The sequence below is a fragment of the Microlunatus speluncae genome, assembly GCF_009299835.1.
In the GTDB taxonomy this organism is placed as follows: Bacteria; Actinomycetota; Actinomycetes; order Propionibacteriales; family Propionibacteriaceae; genus Microlunatus; species Microlunatus speluncae.
Genome location: NZ_VKCZ01000008.1, coordinates 230,315 through 251,960, shown reverse-complemented (window position 1 = coordinate 251,960; position 21,646 = coordinate 230,315). Strand labels below are relative to the sequence as shown.

22 protein-coding genes are annotated in these 21,646 nt (G+C 69.0%); 15 read left to right on the top strand and 7 right to left on the bottom strand.

The features are described from left to right. Positions 1 to 85 precede the first annotated feature (85 nt). The 3 genes from FNH24_RS12515 (at position 86) to FNH24_RS12505 (ending at position 1,481) form a co-directional block, all read left to right on the top strand. Positions 86 to 247 (top strand): hypothetical protein, encoded by a 162-nt coding sequence (locus tag FNH24_RS12515; RefSeq protein ID WP_484502519.1) that lies wholly within the window; start codon positions 86 to 88, stop codon positions 245 to 247. A gap of 113 nt (positions 248 to 360) precedes the next feature. Next, entirely contained in the window at positions 361 to 861 is a 501-nt protein-coding gene (locus FNH24_RS12510; protein ID WP_217428183.1) for a helix-turn-helix domain-containing protein, read from the top strand. A gap of 38 nt (positions 862 to 899) precedes the next feature. Next, the gene (locus tag FNH24_RS12505) at positions 900 to 1,481 is read left to right on the top strand and encodes a PIN domain-containing protein (RefSeq protein WP_152362511.1); all 582 of its coding nucleotides are present in this window, start codon (positions 900 to 902) and stop codon (positions 1,479 to 1,481) included. Here the strand turns inward: FNH24_RS12505 and FNH24_RS12500 are convergent, their stop codons facing one another. Continuing rightward, positions 1,482 to 2,957, bottom strand: a complete 1,476-nt coding sequence (locus FNH24_RS12500; RefSeq protein ID WP_152362510.1) for a serine hydrolase domain-containing protein — start codon at positions 2,955 to 2,957, stop codon at positions 1,482 to 1,484. It lies immediately after the preceding gene. A 141-nt stretch (positions 2,958 to 3,098) separates the two neighbouring features. Between FNH24_RS12500 and FNH24_RS12495 the strand changes: the two genes are divergently transcribed. Together FNH24_RS12495 and FNH24_RS12490 are read left to right on the top strand one after the other, a co-directional pair. Beyond that, a complete protein-coding gene (locus FNH24_RS12495; RefSeq protein ID WP_152362509.1) occupies positions 3,099 to 3,578 on the top strand; it encodes a 2'-5' RNA ligase family protein in 480 nt (159 codons plus the stop codon). Positions 3,579 to 3,640: 62 nt separating this feature from the next. Further along, positions 3,641 to 4,192 (top strand): hypothetical protein, encoded by a 552-nt coding sequence (locus FNH24_RS12490; RefSeq protein ID WP_152362508.1) that lies wholly within the window; start codon positions 3,641 to 3,643, stop codon positions 4,190 to 4,192. Here the strand turns inward: FNH24_RS12490 and FNH24_RS12485 are convergent. Beyond that, positions 4,129 to 5,091 carry an alpha/beta fold hydrolase gene (locus FNH24_RS12485; protein WP_246186860.1) on the bottom strand — a complete coding sequence of 321 codons (963 nt, stop codon included), beginning with the start codon at positions 5,089 to 5,091 and terminating at the stop codon, positions 4,129 to 4,131. The genes FNH24_RS12490 and FNH24_RS12485 overlap by 64 nt on opposite strands. An 83-nt stretch (positions 5,092 to 5,174) precedes the next feature. On the opposite strand from FNH24_RS12485, the gene FNH24_RS12480 reads away from it, so the two are divergent. Next, positions 5,175 to 6,068 carry a LysR family transcriptional regulator gene (locus tag FNH24_RS12480; RefSeq protein ID WP_152362507.1) on the top strand — a complete coding sequence of 298 codons (894 nt, stop codon included), beginning with the start codon at positions 5,175 to 5,177 and terminating at the stop codon, positions 6,066 to 6,068. Positions 6,069 to 6,575: 507 nt separating this feature from the next. Here the strand turns inward: FNH24_RS12480 and FNH24_RS31810 are convergent. Further along, positions 6,576 to 6,881 carry a hypothetical protein gene (locus FNH24_RS31810; protein WP_161606114.1) on the bottom strand — a complete coding sequence of 102 codons (306 nt, stop codon included), beginning with the start codon at positions 6,879 to 6,881 and terminating at the stop codon, positions 6,576 to 6,578. 38 nt (positions 6,882 to 6,919) lie between these two features. On the opposite strand from FNH24_RS31810, the gene FNH24_RS12470 reads away from it, so the two are divergent. Beyond that, positions 6,920 to 7,600, top strand: coding sequence for a VOC family protein (locus FNH24_RS12470; RefSeq protein ID WP_152362506.1), 681 nt, complete (start codon positions 6,920 to 6,922; stop codon positions 7,598 to 7,600). Between the two features lie 10 nt (positions 7,601 to 7,610). Beyond that, positions 7,611 to 8,138 (top strand): YbhB/YbcL family Raf kinase inhibitor-like protein, encoded by a 528-nt coding sequence (locus tag FNH24_RS12465; protein ID WP_152362505.1) that lies wholly within the window; start codon positions 7,611 to 7,613, stop codon positions 8,136 to 8,138. Positions 8,139 to 8,145: 7 nt separating this feature from the next. Here FNH24_RS12465 and FNH24_RS31435 read toward each other — a convergent pair whose 3' ends face one another. Next, positions 8,146 to 8,781 carry a TetR/AcrR family transcriptional regulator gene (locus FNH24_RS31435; RefSeq protein ID WP_161606113.1) on the bottom strand — a complete coding sequence of 212 codons (636 nt, stop codon included), beginning with the start codon at positions 8,779 to 8,781 and terminating at the stop codon, positions 8,146 to 8,148. A 138-nt stretch (positions 8,782 to 8,919) separates the two neighbouring features. On the opposite strand from FNH24_RS31435, the gene FNH24_RS12455 reads away from it, so the two are divergent. The 4 genes from FNH24_RS12455 to FNH24_RS12440 all read left to right on the top strand — a co-directional run bounded on the left by FNH24_RS12455 (position 8,920) and on the right by FNH24_RS12440 (position 12,795). Next, entirely contained in the window at positions 8,920 to 9,429 is a 510-nt protein-coding gene (locus tag FNH24_RS12455; RefSeq protein WP_152362503.1) for a PH domain-containing protein, read from the top strand. Further along, positions 9,426 to 10,931: a PH domain-containing protein gene (locus tag FNH24_RS12450; RefSeq protein WP_152362502.1), complete on the top strand. Its 1,506-nt coding sequence runs from the start codon at positions 9,426 to 9,428 to the stop codon at positions 10,929 to 10,931. The genes FNH24_RS12455 and FNH24_RS12450 overlap by 4 nt, the downstream gene beginning before the upstream one ends. A gap of 47 nt (positions 10,932 to 10,978) precedes the next feature. After that, positions 10,979 to 11,656 (top strand): DUF998 domain-containing protein, encoded by a 678-nt coding sequence (locus tag FNH24_RS12445; protein WP_161606112.1) that lies wholly within the window; start codon positions 10,979 to 10,981, stop codon positions 11,654 to 11,656. A 251-nt stretch (positions 11,657 to 11,907) separates the two neighbouring features. Further along, complete coding sequence (locus FNH24_RS12440; RefSeq protein ID WP_217428182.1) at positions 11,908 to 12,795, top strand: TrmH family RNA methyltransferase; 888 nt, start codon at positions 11,908 to 11,910, stop codon at positions 12,793 to 12,795. Between the two features lie 516 nt (positions 12,796 to 13,311). On the opposite strand, the gene FNH24_RS12435 is transcribed toward FNH24_RS12440, so the two are convergent. The 3 genes from FNH24_RS12435 to FNH24_RS12425 all read right to left on the bottom strand — a co-directional run bounded on the left by FNH24_RS12435 (position 13,312) and on the right by FNH24_RS12425 (position 17,967). Continuing rightward, positions 13,312 to 14,295, bottom strand: a complete 984-nt coding sequence (locus tag FNH24_RS12435; protein WP_152362500.1) for a ribonucleotide-diphosphate reductase subunit beta — start codon at positions 14,293 to 14,295, stop codon at positions 13,312 to 13,314. A gap of 90 nt (positions 14,296 to 14,385) precedes the next feature. After that, complete coding sequence (locus tag FNH24_RS12430) at positions 14,386 to 17,175, bottom strand: ribonucleoside-diphosphate reductase subunit alpha (RefSeq protein ID WP_152362499.1); 2,790 nt, start codon at positions 17,173 to 17,175, stop codon at positions 14,386 to 14,388. A gap of 216 nt (positions 17,176 to 17,391) precedes the next feature. After that, positions 17,392 to 17,967, bottom strand: coding sequence for a hypothetical protein (locus tag FNH24_RS12425; protein WP_152362498.1), 576 nt, complete (start codon positions 17,965 to 17,967; stop codon positions 17,392 to 17,394). A 137-nt stretch (positions 17,968 to 18,104) separates the two neighbouring features. Here FNH24_RS12425 and malQ point away from each other — a divergent pair, with 137 nt between their 5' ends. The 3 genes from malQ to FNH24_RS12410 are packed head-to-tail and all read left to right on the top strand — an operon-like array spanning position 18,105 to position 21,644. Continuing rightward, positions 18,105 to 20,261 (top strand): 4-alpha-glucanotransferase, encoded by a 2,157-nt coding sequence (malQ, locus tag FNH24_RS12420; RefSeq protein WP_246186859.1) that lies wholly within the window; start codon positions 18,105 to 18,107, stop codon positions 20,259 to 20,261. 9 nt (positions 20,262 to 20,270) lie between these two features. Further along, positions 20,271 to 21,224, top strand: coding sequence for a cation diffusion facilitator family transporter (locus FNH24_RS12415; RefSeq protein ID WP_246186858.1), 954 nt, complete (start codon positions 20,271 to 20,273; stop codon positions 21,222 to 21,224). A gap of 36 nt (positions 21,225 to 21,260) precedes the next feature. Next, positions 21,261 to 21,644, top strand: a complete 384-nt coding sequence (locus tag FNH24_RS12410; RefSeq protein ID WP_152362496.1) for a hypothetical protein — start codon at positions 21,261 to 21,263, stop codon at positions 21,642 to 21,644. Positions 21,645 to 21,646: the final 2 nt, after the last annotated feature.

Sequence of the window (21,646 nt, the reverse complement as noted above, 5' to 3'; positions counted from 1 at the left end):
GCTCGAGGAGGGTCGATCGTGTCGATCGCGTTCGAGCCCGCACCGAATTCCAGGCAAGGGTGCACCTTTAGTCTGGTTGTGCCCCTTGAATCCCACCCCTGGTTCGAAATGGACGACCTCCCGGCGCGAGGACGAGGAAGAGTTCGTCCGGCGGCTGGAGAAGCGCGGCGTGCCGGTGACCGTACGCGACACCCGCGGTCGGGAGATCGACGGCGCCTGCGGTCAGCTCGCGGCACAGGTGAACTAGCTCGCCCGGACCTCTCGACTTTCGTAACTTTCGTAACTGGCCTAGGTTGACCTAGACTGAACTAAGTCAATGGGTCGCCGAATGGCGTGCCCGCCTCGAGGAGGCCTGGGATCGTGAGCAACACAGCGCAGGTCGTTACCTCCTCCCAGGATGAAGCCCAAGGCTTGGCGCAGGTGCTGAGCCTGCTTCGCAGCCACGAGCCCAGAATCACCGCAGGGCCGGAGGCGACCTATTACCTCTCGGGTGCCAACGCCGATGAGCGGATCCAGCTCACCAAGGCGTTGTACGACATCCTCACCCAAGCGGTCGAGGCGCTCACCCGTGGGCAGTCGGTCAGCATCCTTGCCCTCGAGCAGGAGATCACCACTCAACAGGCAGCCGAGATCCTCGGTGTCAGTCGGCCTACAGTGGTGCGCCTGATCAATGATCACGAACTGCCTGCGACCGTGCCGGGGGCGACGCGACGCAAGCTCAGGCTCCGTGACGTGCTGCGCTATCGCGATCACCTGCACGATCGCCGGAGCAACTTCATCGCCGAGACTGCGGCGGAATACGGCGAGGTCGACCCCGCCGAAGCCGACGATCTCCTGGCCGAGGTGCGCAGCGAGCGGTAACCGCCTCCAGTGAGGGTGGCTCCTGCCAGACTCTGCTCATGCTTCGCGCTGTCCTCGACACCTGCGTCTTGGTTCCGGGCCGTCAGCGCGATTTCCTGCTTCAGCTCGCGGCGGAAGAGGCGTACACCCCGTTGTGGAGTTCGGGTGTCTTGGACGAGCTCAGTGACGTATTGCGACGTCTCAACGAGCGCCGTGGGAGGGCGGACTATCCGCCGGCTCGAACGCATCTATTGCGCCAGATGAAGCGAGGTTTTCCTGGATCGACGATTCAGGCGCCAAGATCAGTTGACTACGGCTACGACCTGTCGGACCCCGGGGACGGTCATGTGGTGCACGCCGCGATCTTCGGCGGCGCTGAGGTCATCGTCACGACCGACCGTCGGGCGGGGTTCGCGGCGTCGAGGAGTCTCGAGGCGGCGGAGGTGGAGATCCTCACTCCGGCAGAGTTTGCCGGAAACACCGTAGCGTTTCATCCTGATCAGGGATTCACCGCGATCATGGAAATGTCCACCCGTCGCAAGAACCCGCCAGAGCCACCGTTGATCATTCTCGAGATCCTGAGAGATCGCTACGGCATGCAGGAGGTCTATCACCTGCTGCGTCCGAGGTTCGACGAGTGATCAACTTGGCTGCTCGTCGGCTGAGCACCATCGACGGCTGTTCGTGCGGCTGGGCCTGACTTCGCGGTCGGCGTGGGAATGGCGTTCCTGCACGCGCGGACTGGCCCGGCCACCGCTGTGCAGGAACGCCGCGCGGCCACTTCCGTCATCACCGACGAAGCTGAACGTGTCGTGCGAGTTCCGGCCGATGATCATGAACGTGTCTCCGCTCAGCCGGACGATCTGGTTCCGCTCGGCGGCCGATCGTTGCAGCATGTCCGCCAGCTCGTTCTGAAGACGGAACACCTGAAACAGCTCGCCGTTCCGATCGGCCTCGATGTCGATCAGCCTCGTGCGGCTCTCGTACCGACCGACGTAGCGGTGCGGATCGACCGACTCCGGATGCTCAGGTGGGTCGGGGCGTGGCGGGAGGTCGATCCCGGCCAGTTCGTGGAACACGGGTCCGGCCAAGGCTCGGAACAGCCGGTCCGGCCGGCCGCCGTTGGTGAGCAGGGCGACGGCGACGCCGTGCTCAGGGGCGAGCCTGAGGTACGCGCTCTGCCCGATCGTTCCGCCGTCGTGGCCGATCACCAGGCCGCCCGGCCAGTGCTCGACTGCCCAGCCCAGCCCCCAGCGTGCCTCCAACCCGTCGGGCGAGGGCACTTCGACCTGGGCCGTCCTCATGGCCCGGCTCGCTGCTCCAGAAAGGGTCGTGGTGCTGCCATCGACGTGGCTCTGGGCGAATCTCAGCAGGTCGGCCGCCGTCATCGCCAGCATCGAGCCCGCCGGCATGCCGGCGTAACCGGCGGCCCAGGCACGAGCCGGCAGCCACTTCCCGTCGGAGCGCAGATGTCCGACCGCCGCCCGGTGCAGGATCGCGTCGTCGGCGCGCGGTGAAACCGCTCGCAGCCCGAGGGGTTCGGCCAGTCGTTCGAGCAGGACGTCGTTGTAGTGCTGCTTCCTGAGCACTTCGACGATCCGGCCGAGCATGATGAAGCCCGTGTTGCAGTACGAGAACAGGGTGCCCGGCGGGAAGAGCTGCGGGACGTCGGGCAGGATCTCGTCGCAGTACCGCTGGATCACGTCGTCGCCCCGGCCGACCTCGACGAAGAAGTCGCCTTCCAAGCCGCTGGTGTGGGTGAGCAGGTGCCGCGGCGTGATGACCGCGCTCGCCTCGTCGCTGGCGGCGCGGAAGTTCGGCAGGTAGGTGCGAACCGGCGCATCCAGGTCGAGCAGGCCGTCGTCAACGAGCTGCATCACCAGGGTCGCGGTCCACACCTTGGTGATCGAACCGATCTGGAACACGGAATCAGTGGTCGCGGCCACCCCGGTGCGCAGGTTCAGCACCCCGGCAGCCCGCTCGAGTGCCTCGTCACCCGCCAGCACCGCAACCGCAGCGCCGGGAATGTCAGCTGCGGCGACCATGCGGGCGAACTGCTCGTCCAGCCAGCGCTCGATTCCTGCAAGCCCTCCGGATTCGATGGTGGTGGTGCTCATCGGTGACTCCCGTCGTCGCTGAAACCCCTGTGGCCACATCGTGCGCGTCGGCCACGTCGAAGACCACTGCTTCCAGCGGTAGAGCCACCCCTGCACCCTAGAACGCGGCGCGCCGATGAGCGGGTCCGTTAGCCTTCGGGGATGCTCAGCTTGGTGGTGATCGCTCCGCTGGTGCCGATCAGCGCGGGGGACCAGTTCGAGCAAGGCACGGTCCCCCTCCACCTCACTGTGCTGCCGAAATTCCTGGTGCCGGACGACCGATCGGCGGCAGTGGAGTCGATGATCACTGAGATCGCGGCCGTCACCGGCCCGATCACGGCGACCTCCACCGGCGATGCCTTGTTCGGCCAGGACGGCACGGTCGAGGTCTCGACCATCGAAGCGTCAGCCGTACTCCAACGACTGCACGTTCGCCTGCTCGAGGGTGCGCTTCGAGCCGGCGCGATGTCAGACAGACCGGCGTACAACGGAGACCGGTATCGTCCGCATGTCACTCGAACGAGTGACGGACATTCGGTCCGCTCGGGGGACAGTGTTGAACTCACCACCTTGGCCATCCTCGACTGCAGCCAGCCGACTCGACGCGTGTCCTTCACAGCCAGTCTGTCGGGGACGGACTAGCTCTCCTGGGCGATGGACGGGCAACTCTCCGGTGACCCGCGCAATTCGCTAGTGTCTGGCGGGTGTTCGGTGCGGGAGGGTACGGCGAGCAGTTCCAAGCGCTGGCTCAGGGGCAGGCGGCGGTCGTGCCGATCCGGAAACGGCGGCTCCTGCTGTACGCGCTCCTCTCCCTCGGCCTCCTCGTCGGCTGCGTCTTGCTCGGCTGGCCCGTTGTGGTCAAGTGGATCGAGTTCGGCCGGCTCGACACCTTCCTGCCGGTCGGGGTGCTCGGCGTGATCGTCGGCGTGGCCGGGCTGGTCTCGACGCTCCGGCTCCTGCTTCGGCCGCGCCGGCTGGTCCTCACCCTCGACCGGTTCGCCGAACAGCAGTATCGTCACGGCAATTGGACCGCCGTCATCGACGTCGGCTGGGAAGACATCCAGTCCGTCACCGTGAAGGACATGAGTCACCGCTTGATCCGTTTCCCGGCGCCCGTCAACTACACCCTGACGGAGGCCGCCGTCGCCAGGAATCCCGCCGTGCTGAGCCGGTCGATGCACCTGGGCTTCGGCTACGGGCCCTCCCGGCAGCTCTCCGATCTGCTCGACGCGGCCAGGCTGGGCCTCGTCGGCTGATCGACCTCGGTCGGCGGGCCGAGTTGGCCGGCGGTGTGTCGCAGGATCTCCGGGATCGCGACGTCCCAGGCCACCTCGGGGATCTCGTGGCCGGTCCGTTCCAGCGGCACCAGCCGGGCGCCCGGGATCGCCGCGGCCAGCGCCTGTCCGTGCTGGTACGGAAACAGCGGGTCCTCGGTGCCGTGCAGCACCAGGGTCGGCACGGTCAGCGTGCCGAGGTCCCGGTCGGACTCGCCGACGCCGGGGGCGATGAAGTGGTTCATGACCGAGGCCATGTTGACGGTGCGGTCGTAGACCCGGCCGAGGAACGCCCTCATCGCCTCCTCCTCGAACGTCCGCGAGGGGGCCGCGTACAGCCGGGCGTCCGCCAGCAGATAGTCGATCACCGACGCCCGGTCGGACCAGTCCGGCTCGGCCATCCCGCCGGAGAAGGCGGCCCGCAGTTCGTCCGACATCGGCGGCAGCCCGTCGCCACCCGGGCTGGTCCCCAGCACGGTCAGCGACGCCAACCGATCGGCGAAGTCGTGGGCCAGGGACAGGGCGATCCCGCCGCCCATCGACAGGCCGACGACATGGGCCCGGGCCAGGCCGAGGGCGTCGAGCACCCCGATCGGGTCGGTGATCAACTCCCGCGAGGTGTATCCCGGCCGGCCGGGCGGATAGCTGACCGACTGACCGGTGTCGCGGTGGTCGTACCGGATCACGAACCGCGACCCCGCCGCCAGCCGCTCACAGAACTCGTCCTCCCACCAGTCCATCGAGGCTCCGCCGCCCATGATCAACAACACCGCCGGGTCGGCCGGCTCGCCGAACGTCTCGACGCACAGGTCGACCCCGTTGACCGGCACGAGTCGCAGCCGGCGATCGATCATCGGCGCTTCCTGATCTTGGTTCACCATGTCCACGAATCTAGAGGCGTGAGCTCATCCTGAAAAGCGATTGATTCCGATGGATGCGATCGCCCTTGGCTATGCTCTCGAACATGGTTGACCTCGAGCTGCGCCACCTGCGGACCCTGGCTGCCATCGCCGAGGAAGGCACCTTCGGCCGGGCGGCTGACCGGCTCGGCTACACCCAGTCGTCGGTGAGCCAGCAGATCGCCGCGCTGGAGAAGGCCGTCGGTGGTGCCGTGTTCGACCGGCCCGGAGGTCCTCGTCCGGTACGGATCACGCCGCTGGGCGAGGTGGTCCTCGCCCACGGACGCGACCTGCTGACCAGGGCGGAGCGGCTGACCGACGCGGTCGAGCGGTTCCGGGCCGGCGCGGGCCGGATCGACATCGGCACCTTTCAGGGCGCGACCACGGTCATCCTGCCGGCCGTGATCCGCGGGCTGCTCGCCGAGCATCCCGGCTGCGACGTCCGGTTGCACGAGGTGGGGCCGGAGGATCCGCAGCTCGGCGAGCTCGACCTGTTGTTCCACTACGCCCGGATCGACGGCGACGTCGAGCACGCCGAACTGTTCGACGAGCCGTATCTGTTGGTGGCCGGCGCCGGCACGTTTCCCGCGGGACCGGTGGCGGTGCCGCGGCTGGACGACGCCCCGCTGGTCGCCTGGCCGGCCAATCAGCATCAGCGCTGGCTGGAACGCGAACTCGTCGCCGCCGGCGCCCGGCCCAGGATCGTGTTCCGTACCACCGGCCACGACACGATCGTGGCCATGGTGCGGGCCGGCATCGGCTCGGCAGTCCTGCCCTGGCTGGCCCTGCACGGCTCCGACGCCTGGTCCGACGACCGGCTCACCATCCACCCGCTACGGCCGGCTCCCGCCAGCACCTGGTATCTCTACTGGCCGGCCGGACGCACCCGTTCGCCGCTCGCCACCCGCGCCATCGAGCTCGCCCGGGCCGGAGCCGAGGAGCTCGCCGGGCAGCTATGACGCCGGCCGCGGCGCCGAGCACGCGTGAGAGCGGTGAGGGTGCATGATCACCCGGCCGGCGCGCAGCGGACAGTTGCCGATCAACGGGCTGAGCCTCTACCACGAGGTGTACGGCGAGCTGGGGGAGACCGGACGGCCCCCGTTGCTGCTGATCCCCGGCGCTTTCATGGCCACCGCCTCGATGGGGCCGTGGGTGTCCGCGTTCGCGGCCGATCGCCCGGTGATCATCTTCGATCAACAGGGCCACGGCCGTACCCCGGACATCGCGCGTCCACTGTCCTACGAACAGTTCGGCGACGACGCCGCGGCCCTGGTCGGCAAGCTGGTCTCGCTGTCGGCCGCCTATCGCAAGGACGGGTGGTACTCGTCGGTGTTCGACGGGATCCAGGGACTCAGCGCGGCGTCCTTCGCCGAAACGTCGGTCGAGCGGGCGTTCCTGGCGCACACGTCGGACCCCGAGGCGTTCGCGGCCTTCGTCGAGAAGATGAAGATCTTCGGGATCGATGATCAGGAGATCGGCGACGACGAACTGCGCGCGATCCGGGCGCGGACGATGATCATCATCGGCGACGCCGATGCCGTACGCCCGGAGCATGCGCTGGCCCTGTCACGGCTGCGCGGTGGCGGCGACGAGCAGGCGGCGGCGGCGGGCCGGTTGCAGGCCGTGCCAGAGGCGCGACTGGTGGTCCTGCCGGCGACGTCGCACATCGGGATTCTGGCCGAGTCGGCGGTCTTGGTGCCGATGGTGACCGCCTTCCTCGATGACCAGCCGCCGGTGACGCCCGACCTTCTTCTAGGAGGATCCTTCAGCACCCTCCTGACCATGCCACTAGCCCGGTTACAGTACCGGCATGATCAGCAGCTCGCGCCGGGTCACCGCCTCCGCCTTCGACGCCCTCGGGCTGACGGACTGGCGCTTCCTGCTCGGCCGGGCGGAGGCGGTGTTCCATTGCGGGTCGTACGCGGCCGCCGGCACCCTGGCCGGCCGGATCGCCGAGGCCGCCGATCGGCTCGGTCACCATCCGATGATCAACTTGCGCGCGCCCGATGTGCTGCACGTCGTGTGCACGACCCGGGTGATCGAAAACCTGACCGAGGCCGATCTCGAGCTCTGCCGGATCATCTCCGGTCTTGCCGCGGGGCACGTGATCACCAGCGAGCCGACCCGGCCGACCACCCTGGAGATCGCGATCGACGCCCTCGACATCCCCGCTGTGCGACCGTTCTGGGCCGCGGTGCTCGACTACGTCGACGCGCCGGCCGACAACGACGGCGTCGTCCGCGCCGTGGTCGACCCGCTGGGAGTGTCCCCCGCGGTGTGGTTCCAGCAAATGTCCGAGCCGCGGCCGCAGCGCAACCGGATCCACTTCGACGTCACCGTCGCGCATGATGTGGCGGACCGGCGGATCGCCGCCACCCTCGCCGCCGGCGGCCGGCTGCTGTCCGATCGCGCGGCCCGGGCGTTCTGGATCCTCGCCGATCCGGAGGGCAACGAGGCCTGCATCTGCACCTGGCAGGACCGAGGGAACTAGGGTGCGTGCCATGGCTACTCCCTATGACGTGATCGGCTCGTTGCCGTCCTTCGGTTTGACCAGTGAAGATCTTGGCGACGGTGGCCGGCTCGAGTTGCCCCAGGTCAGTGGCCGGATGGGGGCCGGGGGCGCGGACCGGTCGCCACAGCTGTCCTGGTCCGGTTTCCCGGCTGGAACGAAGTCGTTCGCGATCACCGTCTTCGATCCGGACGCGCCGACGACCAGCGGATTCTGGCACTGGGCCGTCGTGGACGTGCCGGTGTCGACCACCGCATTGGCCACCGACGCCGGCGCCGAGGGCGGGTCCGGCCTTCCCGGCGGGGCGTTCCAGCTGCGCAACGACGCCGGCTTCGCGGGCTACGTGGGCGCCGCGCCGCCGCCCGGTCACGGGCCGCACCGCTACTTCATCGGCGTGCACGCGGTGGATGTCGAGTCGCTCGGCATCCCGGCCGAGGCGAGCTGTGCCTACCTCGGCTTCAACCTGTTCTCGCACAGCATCGGCCGCGCGGTGATCATGGGCACCTGGGAAGCCGAGTAACCCGGCTTCAGGGCAGCCGGGCGGCGATGTGGGCGGCGGCCGGCCAGCCGGAGGGGCCGAGCAGGCGGACCAGGTAGTAGTCCAGCAGTTCGCAGGCCTCGCGGGCATCCCGCTGGCCGATCACCACGTCCGTGCCGAGGCCGATCGCGGTCGACCAGAGCAGTTCGGCTTCCTTGATCGGGTCGATCTCACCGCGGCGCCTGATCAACTTCGTGATCAGGTCGGCGGTGAAGAGATACAGGTCGGACAGGTTGTCGCCGCGGATGATCTTGGCCACTTCCTCGTCGTGGATCGAGCGAGTGAAGAACACCAGCTGCACCCGGATCGCGAGCCGGCTGTCCTCCTCCAGGCCGAGCACCTCGGTCAGGCTCTCCCGGAGGAGGTCGGCGGTCGAGGGCTGGTCACCCAGCGCCAGCACCCGTCGCTCCACCCGCCGGCCGGCCTGGGTGTTGATCAGGGCCAGGGCGTACCGCAGCATCTCGTCCTTGCTGGCGAAGCTGCGCTGCACCCGGCCCAGTGAGACCCCGGCCTCCTGGGCGACCTCGCGCAGGCTGACCGACTCCAGCCCCCGATCGGCCGCCAGCCGCCAGACGGCCTCGGCGAGCTGCTCGCGCTGAGCCTCGTGATCGATCAGTTTCGGCACACCCGGGTTCTCCTTTCCGATGCACTTGTATTGCAACCGTAGCAGATCCGTTGTTATGATGCAGATGTATCGAGTCAGTTGTATCGGAAAGGTGGTGCGGTGAACAGCAGATCGCAATCGAGCGTGGCGGAGCCGGTGATGGAACCGCGAGCGACCGGCGAGTTCCCGATCTCGCCGGGGGAGCGGATCGATCGCCGGGCGATCGGCTGGTGGCGGGCTCAGCTCGCCTTGCTGGCCGTGATCGTGCTGGCGGCCGAGCTCGTCACTGCCGGTCTCTGGACCTGGTCCCGCTGGCCGGTGCCGACCGGTCTGGTCCTGGCCGGCAGCGTGCTGATCCTGGTGGCGTTGTTGATCATCGTCCCGCCGGCCAGCTATCGGGTGCACCGCTGGGAAGTGGACGACGACCGGGTCTACGCCGCGACCGGCTGGCTGTGGCGGGAATGGCGGATCGCGCCGATCAGCCGGGTGCAGACGGTGGACACCAAGCAAGGCCCGCTGCAGCGGTCGTTCGGGCTGGTCGACGTGACCGTGACGACCGCGTCGGCCGCCGGCCCGGTGATCATCACCGGGCTCGACGCCGATCGCGGCCGGGCCTTGGTCGACCGCCTGGCCACCGCCGCCGGCCTCACCGATCAGGACGGGACATGATCACCGCTCAGGTCGAGCCCGCGGTCGTGATCGACTGGACGCGGCCGAGCCGGCGCACCTTTGCCGCCAACCTGACCTGGCTGCTGCCGGCCTTCGGCTCCGCCCTGCTCAGTTGGCTGATCGGCGGTTTCACCCTGCAGCCGGAGCCGCTGATCCGGTCCGCGGTGATCGGTGGCATCTTCGTGCTGCTGATGGTGGCCGAGATGATCACCGCGTCGACGACCCGGTATCGGGTCACCGCCGACCGGTTCGAGCTGACCAAGGGACTGCTCTTCCGCACCCGGAAGTCGGTCGCCCGGTCCCGGATCCGCAGCGTCCAGACGACCGCCGGCCCGGTGCAACGACTGCTCGGGTTGCAGCGGATCAAGATCTCCGCCGGCCAGGCCGCGCAACAGGACACGATCACGCTGTCGGGGCTCCGGGTGGCTGACGCGGATCGGCTCCGTGCCGCACTGCGCCCCACCGGCGCCGACGCCGCTGAGGCCGATCCGGACACGCTGCTGATCTTCAGCCGGGATTGGCTGCGCTATGCGCCGCTGACCGTCTGGGGCGTCGGCGGCGTGGCCCTGTTGGCCCTGGTCGGCTATCGCGGGCTGGGCGTGTTCGGTCTCCAGCCGGAGCAGGTCTGGGCCTGGGCCGCGCCGTTGCTCGGGTCGTGGCCGCTCTGGCAGCTGGTGCTGGCCGGGGTGGTGCTGCTGGTCGGGTTGGGCATCGCGCTGAGCATGATCGTCTTCGTCGAGGAGTGGTGGCGGCTCCGGCTGTCCCGGTCCGGCCGGGACTGGCTGTCGATGGAGCGCGGGTTGCTGGCGCACCGACGGCTGGGGCTCGACCTGCGCCGGCTCCGCGGGATGATCCTGTCCGAGCCGCTGCTGGGCCGGCTGGCCGGCGGCGCCCGGGTCGAGCCGCTGTCGGTGTCGGCCGCCGCCGAGGAGGACGAGGAGAACAAGTCCGGCTCGATGCGTTACCTGACCCCGGTCATCCCGCGGGACGAGGCAGCCGAGCTGGCCGGACGGGTGCTGCCCGAGGCGCCGTCGTTGGCCGACCCCGAACTGGTCCGGCATCCGCCGGCCGCGCGGCGACGCCGGGTCGTTCGCGGCCTCGTCGTTTCCATGATCATCGTGGCGGGGTTGCTGATCACCGCTCTGGTGACCGACCAGCCGTGGTGGTGGCTCGGCGTGGGCCTCGCGATGATCATCGTCGTGCCGCTGGCCGTCCTGCTGGGGACTGCGGAATACCGAAGCCTCGGGCATGGCTCGCGTGGTGGCCACCTGATCCTGCGATCCGGTCTGCTGGACCGGCGGACCACGGTGCTGGCTCATGACGGCATCATCGGCTGGCGGATCTCGCAGTCGCCGTTGCAGCGACGCGCCGGCCTGCTCACCCTGACCGCGACCAGCGCGGCCTGCCGGCGTGGCGGCTGCACCGTCGCCGACCTCGCGCCGGACCAGGCGGCCGACCTGATCCGCGCCACCGGTGTCGCCGGCCCCGCCGAGCGCAGCTGAAGCCTGGAATGAGCCTCAGGACACTAGGCTCGGCTCAAGGGGGCGTGATGATCAGACGGCTGCTCGGGGGTTGTTGCTGGATCGCGGCCGGGTTGCTCATGGTCGCCGAGCTGATCGCGGCGGTCGGCTGGGCCGGGCTCGCCTCGTACGACCGGTTCGAGCCCTGGCGGATCACGATCAGCGATCTGGGCGCCACCGGTTGCGCCGTGCCGGACTCGCGGTATGTGGACTGTTCGCCGTTCCATCCGGTGCTCGACCTGACCCTGATCATGGTCGGCCTGCTGATCATCGCCGGTGGGCTGCTGTCCGTCGTCGAGGGTGGGCCGCGGTGGCCGGTTCGGATCGCCCGTGGCCTGCTGGTGGTCTGCGGCCTGCTGGTCTCGGCGCAAGGGATCATCCCGCCGTGGAACGCGTACGGCCCGGAGTCCGTCGCTCTGGCCGGCGGTACGACCGCCGGCGCCCTCGCGATCACGCTGCTGATCGCCATCCGCCGGCCGGAGATCTCGCCCCGCCGGGTCCTGCGCGTTCTCGGCCTGATCGGCCTGCTCGGCGGCCTGGTCTTCCTCGGTCTGGTCGTTGCCGACCCGCCCCGGGTGCTGAGCCGGGTCGGCGGCGTGCTGGAGCGGATCGCCGTCTACCCGGTGCTGGCCGGACTGATCCTGCTCGGCGTCCGACAGGTGCGCCGGCCCCGAAATTCACTGGCATCGACTGCGCCGGCTGCCTAGGCTCGTTGCTGACTGGAAGGACTGCCGATGATCAGCGCGAGAATCGACTTCGCAGCGCAGACCGGCTCGACCTCGATCTGGGAGACCGGTCGGGTCCCCGATCGTTGAGTTGACCTGATCGCCGACCGCTCTGGTCGCTGATCCACTCCCGCTGCTGATCGACGTCCGATCACCAGTGCGGAGATCTCCCTTCCCGCCGCACCGGTGCCCTCGAGGTGTCCGGCGGCGTCCACGTCCGCACCATTCGGGTGATGATCATGACCGCACCTCTGTCCCTTCAGCGCGCGGATCCGGTGATCACGTCGCGCACCAACAAGAGAGTCGCCGACCTCGTCCGGCTCCGGCTGCCGCGGCACCGGCAGCGCACCGGCACCTTCCTGATCGAGGGCTACCGCGAGCTCGCCCGCGCGCTCCCGGAGGTCGACCTGCAAACCGTCTACTACTGTCCGTCACTGTGGCTGCACCGGCACGAGGCCGAGCTGCTTGCCCGGGCTCGGCGGCGCGGCGCCGAACTGGTCGAGCTCGCCGCCGCCCCTTTTCACCGGATCAGTTACCGGGATCGGCCGGACGGCCTGCTTGCCGTCGGCCGGATCTTCGGCACGGCGTTGGATCGGCTGCCGATCACCGGCCCGTCCGACCCGTCCGACCCGCTGTTGCTGGTGGTGGAGCGGATCGAGAAGCCGGGCAATCTCGGCGCAATGCTGCGGACGGCCTGCGCCGCGGGCGTCACCGGGATGATCATCTGCGACCCGGCGACCGATCCGTTCGGGCCCGGCGTCGTCCGCGCCTCGCTCGGCCATCTGTTCGCCGTGCCGCTGGCGATCACCGACACGGACACGGCCCTGGCCTGGCTGGACCGGCACCGGATCCGGATCGTCGCCGGCACCCCGGCCGGCTCGGTCGCCTCCTGGGACGCCGACCTGACCGGGCCGACGGCGCTGGTGATCGGCAGCGAGCAGCACGGCCTGTCGGACCGGTGGGTGAGTCACGCGCAGATCCGGACCAGGATCCCGATGGTCGGCGGCCCGGACAGTCTCAACGCCGCAACGGCCGCCGGAGTCCTGCTGTTCGAGGCGGCGCGGCAGCGCGCCGATCCGCCGGCGATCCGGAGCGACGGGCCGAGCAATCCTGTCCGGTAGGCGACTGATCCGGCTGTTCCTCGGCTGGATCGGGGCCCGTGCCGTCCTGCACCGCGACTCTGGCCGTCTTCTCCGGCCTATCCTGATCAACCGCCGCCTCGGTGTGCGGAAGTCGACCGTGGTGGAGAAATGCGCGGGCCCGGAGGTCGGTTAGCAGCGTGATCATCCGGCCTGCCCTTCGACAGGCTCAGGGAACGATGATCTTGCTCAAGCCCGATCCAGGCGGATAGTTCAGATGGCGGTCAGTTTGGCCGGGTACTCCCGGCCAAACTGACCGCCATCAGGGTGATCCCACAGACACCCGGCAGCCAACCAGCGCGGGACTCTGGGGGATGGGTGCGCGGGCGTGGACGGGCCTGGCGGGAGCCCGCGACGCAAAGGTCGCGGCAGCTAATCCAAGATCACCGCGGGCGGATGGTTGCCCGCGCATCCATCCCCCAGAGTCCCGCGCGGACCCACGCCCGCCAACCCAAGCCGACCCCTGGCCCGCCCTTCGACAAGCTCAGGGAGCGATGATCACTTGGCGCGAGCGTCGACTTCGTACGAGGTATTGATGGATTCGAAGAAGTTCACGAGCTGCAGAGTGTCGTTCGCCGTTGCCATCCACTTGGCCGGATTGGTCACGTTGTAGGCAGCCTCGAAGCCCAGCTCCTCCAACCGGCGATCGGCCAGATACTTCACATACTGGTTGATGTATTCGGCGTTCATGCCCAGGATGCCGTTGGGCAGCAGGTCCCGGTTGTAGGCCTCTTCCATCTCGACGGCCTTCAAGATCATCCCGCGGATCTCCTCGGCGAACTCCTCGGTGCCGACATCGGGATTTTCGTCCAGCACGGTCAGGATCAGGTTGATGCCGAACTTCAGGTGCAGGCTCTCGTCCCGGACGATCCAGTCGATCAAGGAGCCGAAGTTGCGAAGGAGGTTCCGCTGCCGGAAGGACAGGGCGACCATGAAGCCGGAGTAGAACCAGATCCCTTCCAAGATCACGTTGTACGCGACCAGGTTGCGGACGAAGTCCTGCTTCCCTTCGGTGGTGGAGATGTCGAGGGTCTGCTCCGACATCCGCTTGATGAAGCTGACCTCGAACTGCTCCTTCGCCGCCATCGACGGGACGCTGACGTGCGACTCGTAGGCCGCCGCGCGGTCGATCGGGAAGGTCTCCAGCACGTACTCGAAGGCCATGCAGTGGTTGGCCTCCTCCCACATCTGCTTCGCCAGATACAGATGGCACTCGGCGGAGTTGACGTAGGGATACACGCCGAAGGCGAGAGCCTTGTTGACCAGCAACTCGTTCGGGTTGAAGTAGCTCATCAGGTGGGTCAGCGCATGCCGCTCGTCGTCGGTCATCCGGCCGAAGTCGCTGAGGTCCTCGCCCAGCTGGACCTCGTGCGGGAACCAGGTGTTGGCGACCGCCTGGTTGTACAACTCGTACGCCCAGGGGTAGGTGACCGGCTTCAGCAGCAGTCCCTCGGTGATACCGGTGCCCAAAATGCTTGTCATCGACTTCCTTTCCCGCTCTGTCAGGGTCTCAACGCGTCAGGCGGAGAGACCCTGACAGCTCGGCACGCGATCTTACTGGCCGGACTCGTCCTACTGGCAGGACTCGCACTGGAGTCGTTCCTGAGGATCGATCGGGCAGTACGCGCCGTCGACGATTTCCAGTTCCTGGCTGTCCTCCGGCACCACCTGCTGGTCGGGCTGGGTGACTTCGGCGACCGGTTCGGCGGCGGTCTCGGCCTCCGGCTCGGCGACCTGGACCGACTGGGCCTGGGCCGTCTGGGCCCGATTGGCCGCGGTCGGCCGGTGCTCGACCGTGCCCTCGACCCCGACCGACTCGGCCTCGACCGTGAGCGGTGCGGGCGCTTCGACCGGCTCGGATGCCACGGGGGCCACCTCGGAGGCGGTGGCCGGCGAGGTCGGGGCGCTGCCGGAGCGGCCGAAGCCGAAGCCGCGCCGGCCCGTCGAGGCACCGCCGGACTCCTTCGCCGACTCGCCGCGCAACTCGGCCGCCTTGTTCACCTTCACCGTGCTCTGCTCCGCGGTGTGCCGCGGCATCATGTGCAGGTAGTAGGTGGTCTTCACGCCCTTGTCCCACGCGGCCGTGTAGAGGTCGACCATCTCGCCGACGTCCCGGCTGGCCAGGTAGATGTTGCGGCTGATCGCCTGGTCGATCCACTTCTGCGCCCGCGCGGCCACGTTGATGAACGCGTACGGCGACAGCTGGAACGACGTCCGGTAGATCTTCTTCAGTTCCTCCGGCACGATGTCGATCTTGGACACGTCACCCTGAGCCCGCAGCAGGTCGTCGCGGACGTCCTCCCACAGGCCGTACTCCTTCAGATCCTTGACCAGGTTGCGGTTCACCTCGAGGAACTTGCCCGAGGAGGTGGCCCGGCTGAAGATCTGCGAGAACTGCGGGTCCAGGCCCGGGGTGGTGCCGGCGACCAGGCCGATCGAGGCGGTCGGGGCAATCGCCATCAGAGTGGCGTTGCGAATGCCGCCCTTGACCTTGGTGCGCAGCGCGTCCCAGTCGAGCCGGGTGGTCCGGTCGACGTCGACCTTCACGCCGCGGTCGGCCTCCAGCGCGTCGATCGTGTCGAACGGCACCATGCCCTGGGACCAGCGCGACCCCGGGAAGTTGGAGTACGCGCCGCGCTCGCGGGCCAGGTCGGCGCTCTCGTCGATCGCGTGGTAGCTGACGAACTCCATGATCTCGTCGGCCAGCGCGTAGCTCTGCTCGCTCTCGTACGAGAAGCCCATCCGCTCGACCACGTCGGTGAAGCCCATCACGCCCAGGCCGATGGCCCGGTTGTCGGCGTTGGACTTCTCCGACTCCGGCACCGAGGAGATGGTGATGTCGATCAGGTTGTCCAGCTGCCGCACGGCGGAGCGGGCGGACTGGCGCAGCCGGTCCCAGTCGATCCGGGCCTGCGGGCCGGAGCCGCGCAGGTGCTTGGACAGGTTGATCGAGGCCAGGTTGCAGACCGCGACGTTGTCCCGGTCCTGCGGCAGGCAGACCTCGGTGCACAGGTTGGACAGGTGGATCGTCCCGGTGTTGTTGTTCAGCGCCCGGGTGTTGATCGTGTCCTTCCAGGTCAGCCACGGGTGCGAAGTGGTCTGCAGCGAGATCAGGATCGCCTGGAACTGCTCCCGGGCCCGGATCTTCTTGAACCGCTTGATCTCACCGGTCTCGGCCATCCGGACGTACTCGGCGTAACGCTTGGAGAACTCGGCGCCGTAGAGCTCGGTCAGGTCGTCGACCTCCAGCGGGTCGAACAGATACCAGTCCTCGTCGTTACGGACCCGCTTCATGAACTCGTCGGAGATCCAGACCGCGGTGTTGGCGGTCCGGGTGCGGCGGTACGGGTCGCCCGCGTTCTGCCGCAGGTCGAGGAACTGCGGGAAGTCGAGGTGCCAGTTCTCCATGTAGAAGCAGAGTGCGCCGAACTTCTTGCCGCCGCGGGAAACCGCCCGCAGGGTGGAGTCGATCGTGTGCATGAACGGGATCGGGCCGGTCGAGGTGGTGTTGTTGGACCGGATCGGGGAGCCCTCGCTGCGCAGCTTGGAGACCGACAGGCCGATGCCGCCGGTGCCCTTGGTCAGCCACATCACGTCGCGGACCGACTTGGCGATGTGCTCGATGTCGTCCTCCATCTGCATCACGAAGCAGTTGGAGAGCTGGGCGTACGAGGTGCCGGCGTTGACCAGCGTGGAACCGGCGGCCAGATACTCCAGCCGGGACATGCCCTCGTAGAAGCCGAGAGCGGCCGTGGTCGGGTCCTCCTCGTTGAGCGAGAGGCCCATCGAGACCCGCATCCAGAAGTACTGCGGCACCTCGAGCGGGTTCCGGTCGTGGTCGCTGATCATGTAGCGGGTGCGCATCGTCTGCACGCCGATGTAGCGCAGCAGGTCGTCCCGGGTCGGGTCCAGCGCCGCGGCCAGCCGCTCCAGGTCGAACATCTCGCCGCCCAGCCGCGGGTCGAGCAGCCCGCGCTCGATCGCGTTGGTCAGGTAGTCGGCGAACTTCAGCCGGTGCAGCGCCTGGATCGTCTCCGGCGCACTGTCACCGAACAGGTCGTGGGTCTCGCCCAGCACGCGCTTGTAGAGGGTCTTGATCAGCAGCCGCGCGGCGATGGTGTCGAACGCCGGATCGTCCTTGACGTTCTGCAGCGCGATGCCGATCACGGCCTCGTCCAGCTGCGCGGTGGTGATGTTGTCGAAGAGCGTGATCTCCAGCTCGGACTGGATCTGAGTGGCCCGCTTGATAGCGTCGTCGAGGCCGCGTGCGGCGTCCTCGATCGAGCGGGCGATCTCGTACCCGTCGTACTGCTGCAGGGCCCCGTCCCGCTTGACTACTCGGATCTCGCTGGTCACGGTCATGCTGGGGACCCTCCCTACCTGTAGTGGCTGATTGGCGCGAGAACCACCATATATGGAAATGACAGGTTTGTAACTACCGACCTGCCCGACATTCGGACAAGCCTGGTCAGCGCGCTTGAAGCCGGTTCGGACACCGCTCGGAGCGGCCGGGAACGGCCACCGCCCGGCACCTCGGGACGGGTGCCGGGCGGCTCTTTCCGACCGGGGAGGGGTCGGTCAGCGGGGGCCGGTCGGGATGACGCCGGCCTCGGCGGCCTTGACCACGGCGTCGGCTTCGGCCTGGGTCAGCGTGCCGGCCTGTACGGCCTCGGCCAGCCGTTCCTTCAACGACGTCAGCGCCTCGGCCTGACCCTCGGCCCGGAGCTCGCTGAACGCCTTCTCGACGGCGGACTGCTCGATCCCCAGCTTCTCGGCCAGCAGGCGGGCCAGCTCGGTCTGGGCCTCGGTCCGGGACGGTCGCTCGTCCTGATTCTTCTTCTCCCGGTCCGCGCGCAACTCGTCCTTGACCGCCTGCAGCGCCTCGCTCACCCGATCCTCGGGCAGGCCCAGCTTCTCGGCGAGTTTCGCCGCCGACAGCAGTCCCGGACCGCCGTGCCGATGCTCGCGGCCCTCGGGACGGGGCGCGTCCGGCGCGCCGGACGGGGTGCCGGCCGACGGGGTGCCCGCCGACGGCGTGGCGCTCGGGGTCTGGGTCGGGTCGGCGGCCGCGACGGTCGCCCCGACCGTGATCGCGCCCAAGGCCAACGCGCCGCCGACGACCGCGGCAGCGACAGTGGTCTTCGTTCTCGCCATGAATGGCTCCTCTGCTTCGTTCGATGAATGGACTTCCCAGCAGAGGAGAGCGCACTGGCAATCGGCCCAGCCCGCGCTGGCAACGACCTGTGAATGGCTGTGCTCCCGGGCCTGTCGGCCGTGCCAGGATGGTGGCCGTGGCGAGCCCTGATCCAGACCTGGTCCGACTGGCGGAGGCGTACCGGATCGCCACCGACTACTACGACTGGAAGGGCGCTCAGGTGCAGGTCGCCGCGGCGACCCTGGTCGCCGTGCTGGCCGCGATGGGCGTCGACGCCACCGGCCCGGAGCAAATCCGGCAGGCGCTGGACGAGCTGCCGCTGCGGCCCTGGCGCTCGATGCTGCCGGCGTCGCTGACTCTGGTCCGGGGCCGGTCCACCACGGTCGCGGTGCACGCCGACGCCGGTGCGGAGGTCCGGGTCTGGATCGAGCGCGAGGACGGCGGCCGGACCGCCGACCTGCCGCGGGGCGACGAAGCGCCGCAGACCCGCCTGATCGACGACCGGTCGCTGACCCGGCTCGAGTTCACCGTGCCCGACGACCTGCCGCTCGGCTATCACACGCTGCACGCCGAGGCCGGCGAGCGGCGGGCCGCGGCGCCGCTGATCGTGACGCCGGACCGGCTCGGCTGGCCGGGCGGGCTGGAGACCCGGCCGGGTTGGGGGATCGCGTCCCAGCTCTACAGCGTGCGTTCGGCCGGGTCCTGGGGCGTCGGCGACCTGACCGACCTGACCGATCTCGCGGCCTGGTCGGGTCTTGATCACGGCGCCGACTTCGTGTTGATCAACCCGGTGCACGCGGCCGAGCCGGTGCCGCCGCTGGAGCCGTCGCCCTATCTGCCGGCCAGCCGGCGGTTCACCAACCCGATCTACCTCCGGCCGGAGGCGATCGCCGAGTACGCGACGCTGCGCCGCAAGGACCGCAAGATCATCCGGAAGCTGCGGGAACGGGTGCTGCACACCCCGGGGATCGGCTACCGGATCGACCGGAACGCTTCTTGGGCAGCGAAACGAGCAGCCCTCAAGCTCATCTTCGAGGCCGGTCGGACACCCGGGCGGCAGCTCGCGTTCGGCGGCTACCTTGATCGCGAAGGCGCGGACCTGATCGACTTCGCCACCTGGTCGGTGCTGGCCGAACAGTACGGTCCGGACGCCCGGCGCTGGCCCGAGCCGTTCCGCGATCCGCGCTCGGCGGAGATCCGCCAGTTCGTCGATGATCATGCAGCCGATCTGGAGTTCACCTGTTGGCTGCAGTGGCAGTGCGACGAACAGCTCGCCCGGGTGCAGGACGACGCGCGCCGGTTCGGCCTGCGGTTCGGGGTGATCCACGATCTTGCGGTCGGCGTCCACCCGGGCGGGGCGGACGCCTGGCGGCTCCGCGACAGCTACGCCACCGGGATCAGCGTCGGGGCGCCGCCGGATGCGTACAACCAGCTCGGGCAGGACTGGAACCAGCCGCCGTGGCGGCCGGACCGGCTGGCGGCGACCGGCTTCCGGCCGTTCCGGGAGATGGTGGCCTCGCTGCTGCGGCACGCCGGCGGGGTCCGGGTCGACCACGTGATCGGCCTGTACCGACTCTGGTGGATCCCCAGCGGCGGCGGGCCGAAGGAAGGCACCTACGTCCGGTACGACCACGAGGCGCTGGTCGGCATCCTCGCGCTGGAAGCGGAACGGGCCGGCGCGGTGGTGATCGGCGAGGACCTCGGCACGGTCGAGCCGCTGGCCCGCGACGTGCTGCGCGAGCGCGGCATCCTCGGCACCTCGATCCTGTGGTTCGAGCGGGATTGGGCGGCGGACATTCCCCTGCCGGCCGAGCGCTGGCGGCAGGCCTGTCTGGCCTCGGTCACCACCCACGACCTGCCGCCGACCGCGGCCTACCTGCGCGGCGACCATGTCCGGCTGCGAGACCGGCTCGGGTTGCTGGAACGGTCCGTGGCCGAGGAACTGGGCGACGCCCGGGCCGAGCGCGAATCCTGGCTGGCCGAGCTGCGCGGACGCGGCCTGCTGCGCGCCGACCAGGAACGGGTCGGCGAGGAGGGTGAGGAGGCGGTGATCGCCGCCCTGCACCGGTTCCTCGGTCAGACCCCGGCGGTGCTGCGGGCGGTGGCACTGCCCGACCTGGTCGGCGACCGGCGGGTGCAGAACCAGCCGGGCACGATGGACGAGCACCCCAACTGGCGGATGCCGCTGAGCCACCCCGACGGCCGGCCGATGGTGCTGGAGGAAGTGCTGACCAGCCGCCGCGCCGCCACCCTGGCGAAGGTCATGGCCGACGGTGCGGGCCGGTCGTCCTAGGCTGGGGAGGTGACTGCGGAGTCTGGCGGTAAGGCGAAGACGGAGGGCGGCGAGAGCCTGCTCACGGTGATCATCGCGTTCGTCGCCAACCTGGTGATCGCGATCGCGAAGTCGGCGGCCGCGGTGATCACCGGTTCGGCGGCGATGCTGGCCGAGGCGGCGCACTCGTGGGCCGATGCGGGCAACGAGATCTTCCTGCTGATCGCCGACCGGCGGTCGGGACGGCGGCGGGACCGGGCGCATCCGATGGGGTTCGGCCGGGAGGCCTACGTCTGGTCGATGTTCGCGGCGTTCGGCCTGTTCACTGCCGGTGCGGTGGTGTCGATCATGCACGGGATCACCGAGCTGATCGAGCCCGAGCCGGCCGGCAACTATCCGATCGCGTACGTGATCTTGGCCATCGCCTTCGTGCTCGAGGGGATCTCGTTCACCCAGGCGTTCCGGCAGGCCCGGCGCTACGCGCGGGCGCAGCGGATCTCCACCCTGCGGTTCATCCTGCAGACCTCCAACCCGACGCTGCGGGCCGTGTTCGCCGAGGACGCGGCCGCGCTGCTCGGCTTGATCATCGCCGGTGGCAGCGTGGCGCTGCACCAGCTGACCGGGTCGCCGGTGCCGGACGCGATCGGCTCGATCCTGGTCGGAGTACTGCTCGCCGTCGTGGCGGTGTTTCTGATCGACCGGAACCGGCGCTTCCTGGTCGGCGAACAGGTGCAGCCCGAGCTGCGGCAGGTGGCGCTGCGCAAGCTGCTCTCGCATCCCGAGGTGGCGCGGGTCACCTATCTGCACCTGGAGTTCGTCGGCCCGTCCCGGGTTTATCTGGTGGCGGCGGTCGACATGACCGGCGACGACGCCGAGCACGACCTCGCCGTCCGGCTGCGCCGGGTCGAACGGGAGCTGGAGGAGCACGACGCGATCGAAGAGGCCGTGCTCACGCTGGCCACCGCCGAGGAGCCGTCCCTCTGATCCGGCGGCGTCGTGAGGATGCCCTAGTCTGAGCCGGTGACCAGACTGACCCAGGCCGTGGCCGTCGTGTTGATCTTGACCGGAGTGATCACCTTCATCGCGACCGGCGCCTCGAGCGTGACCGCGTTGATCCCCGCCTTCGTCGGGATCGCGATCGGGATCTGTGGCGTGCTGGCGATGCGGGAGAAGCTGCGCCGGCACGCGATCCACCTGGCGTTGGTGTTCGCGCTGATCGGAGCCCTCGGCTCGCTGATGAACGTGGTCAAGATCGGCCAGCTGTTCGACGGCACCGCCGAGCGGCCCGGCGCGATCATCGAGAGCATCATCCTGCTCGTCGTCACGGTGCTCTATCTGATCTTCGGCATCCGCTCCTTCATCGCCGCTCGCCGGGCCCGCTCGGCCGGCCCGGAAGGGGAGTGAGC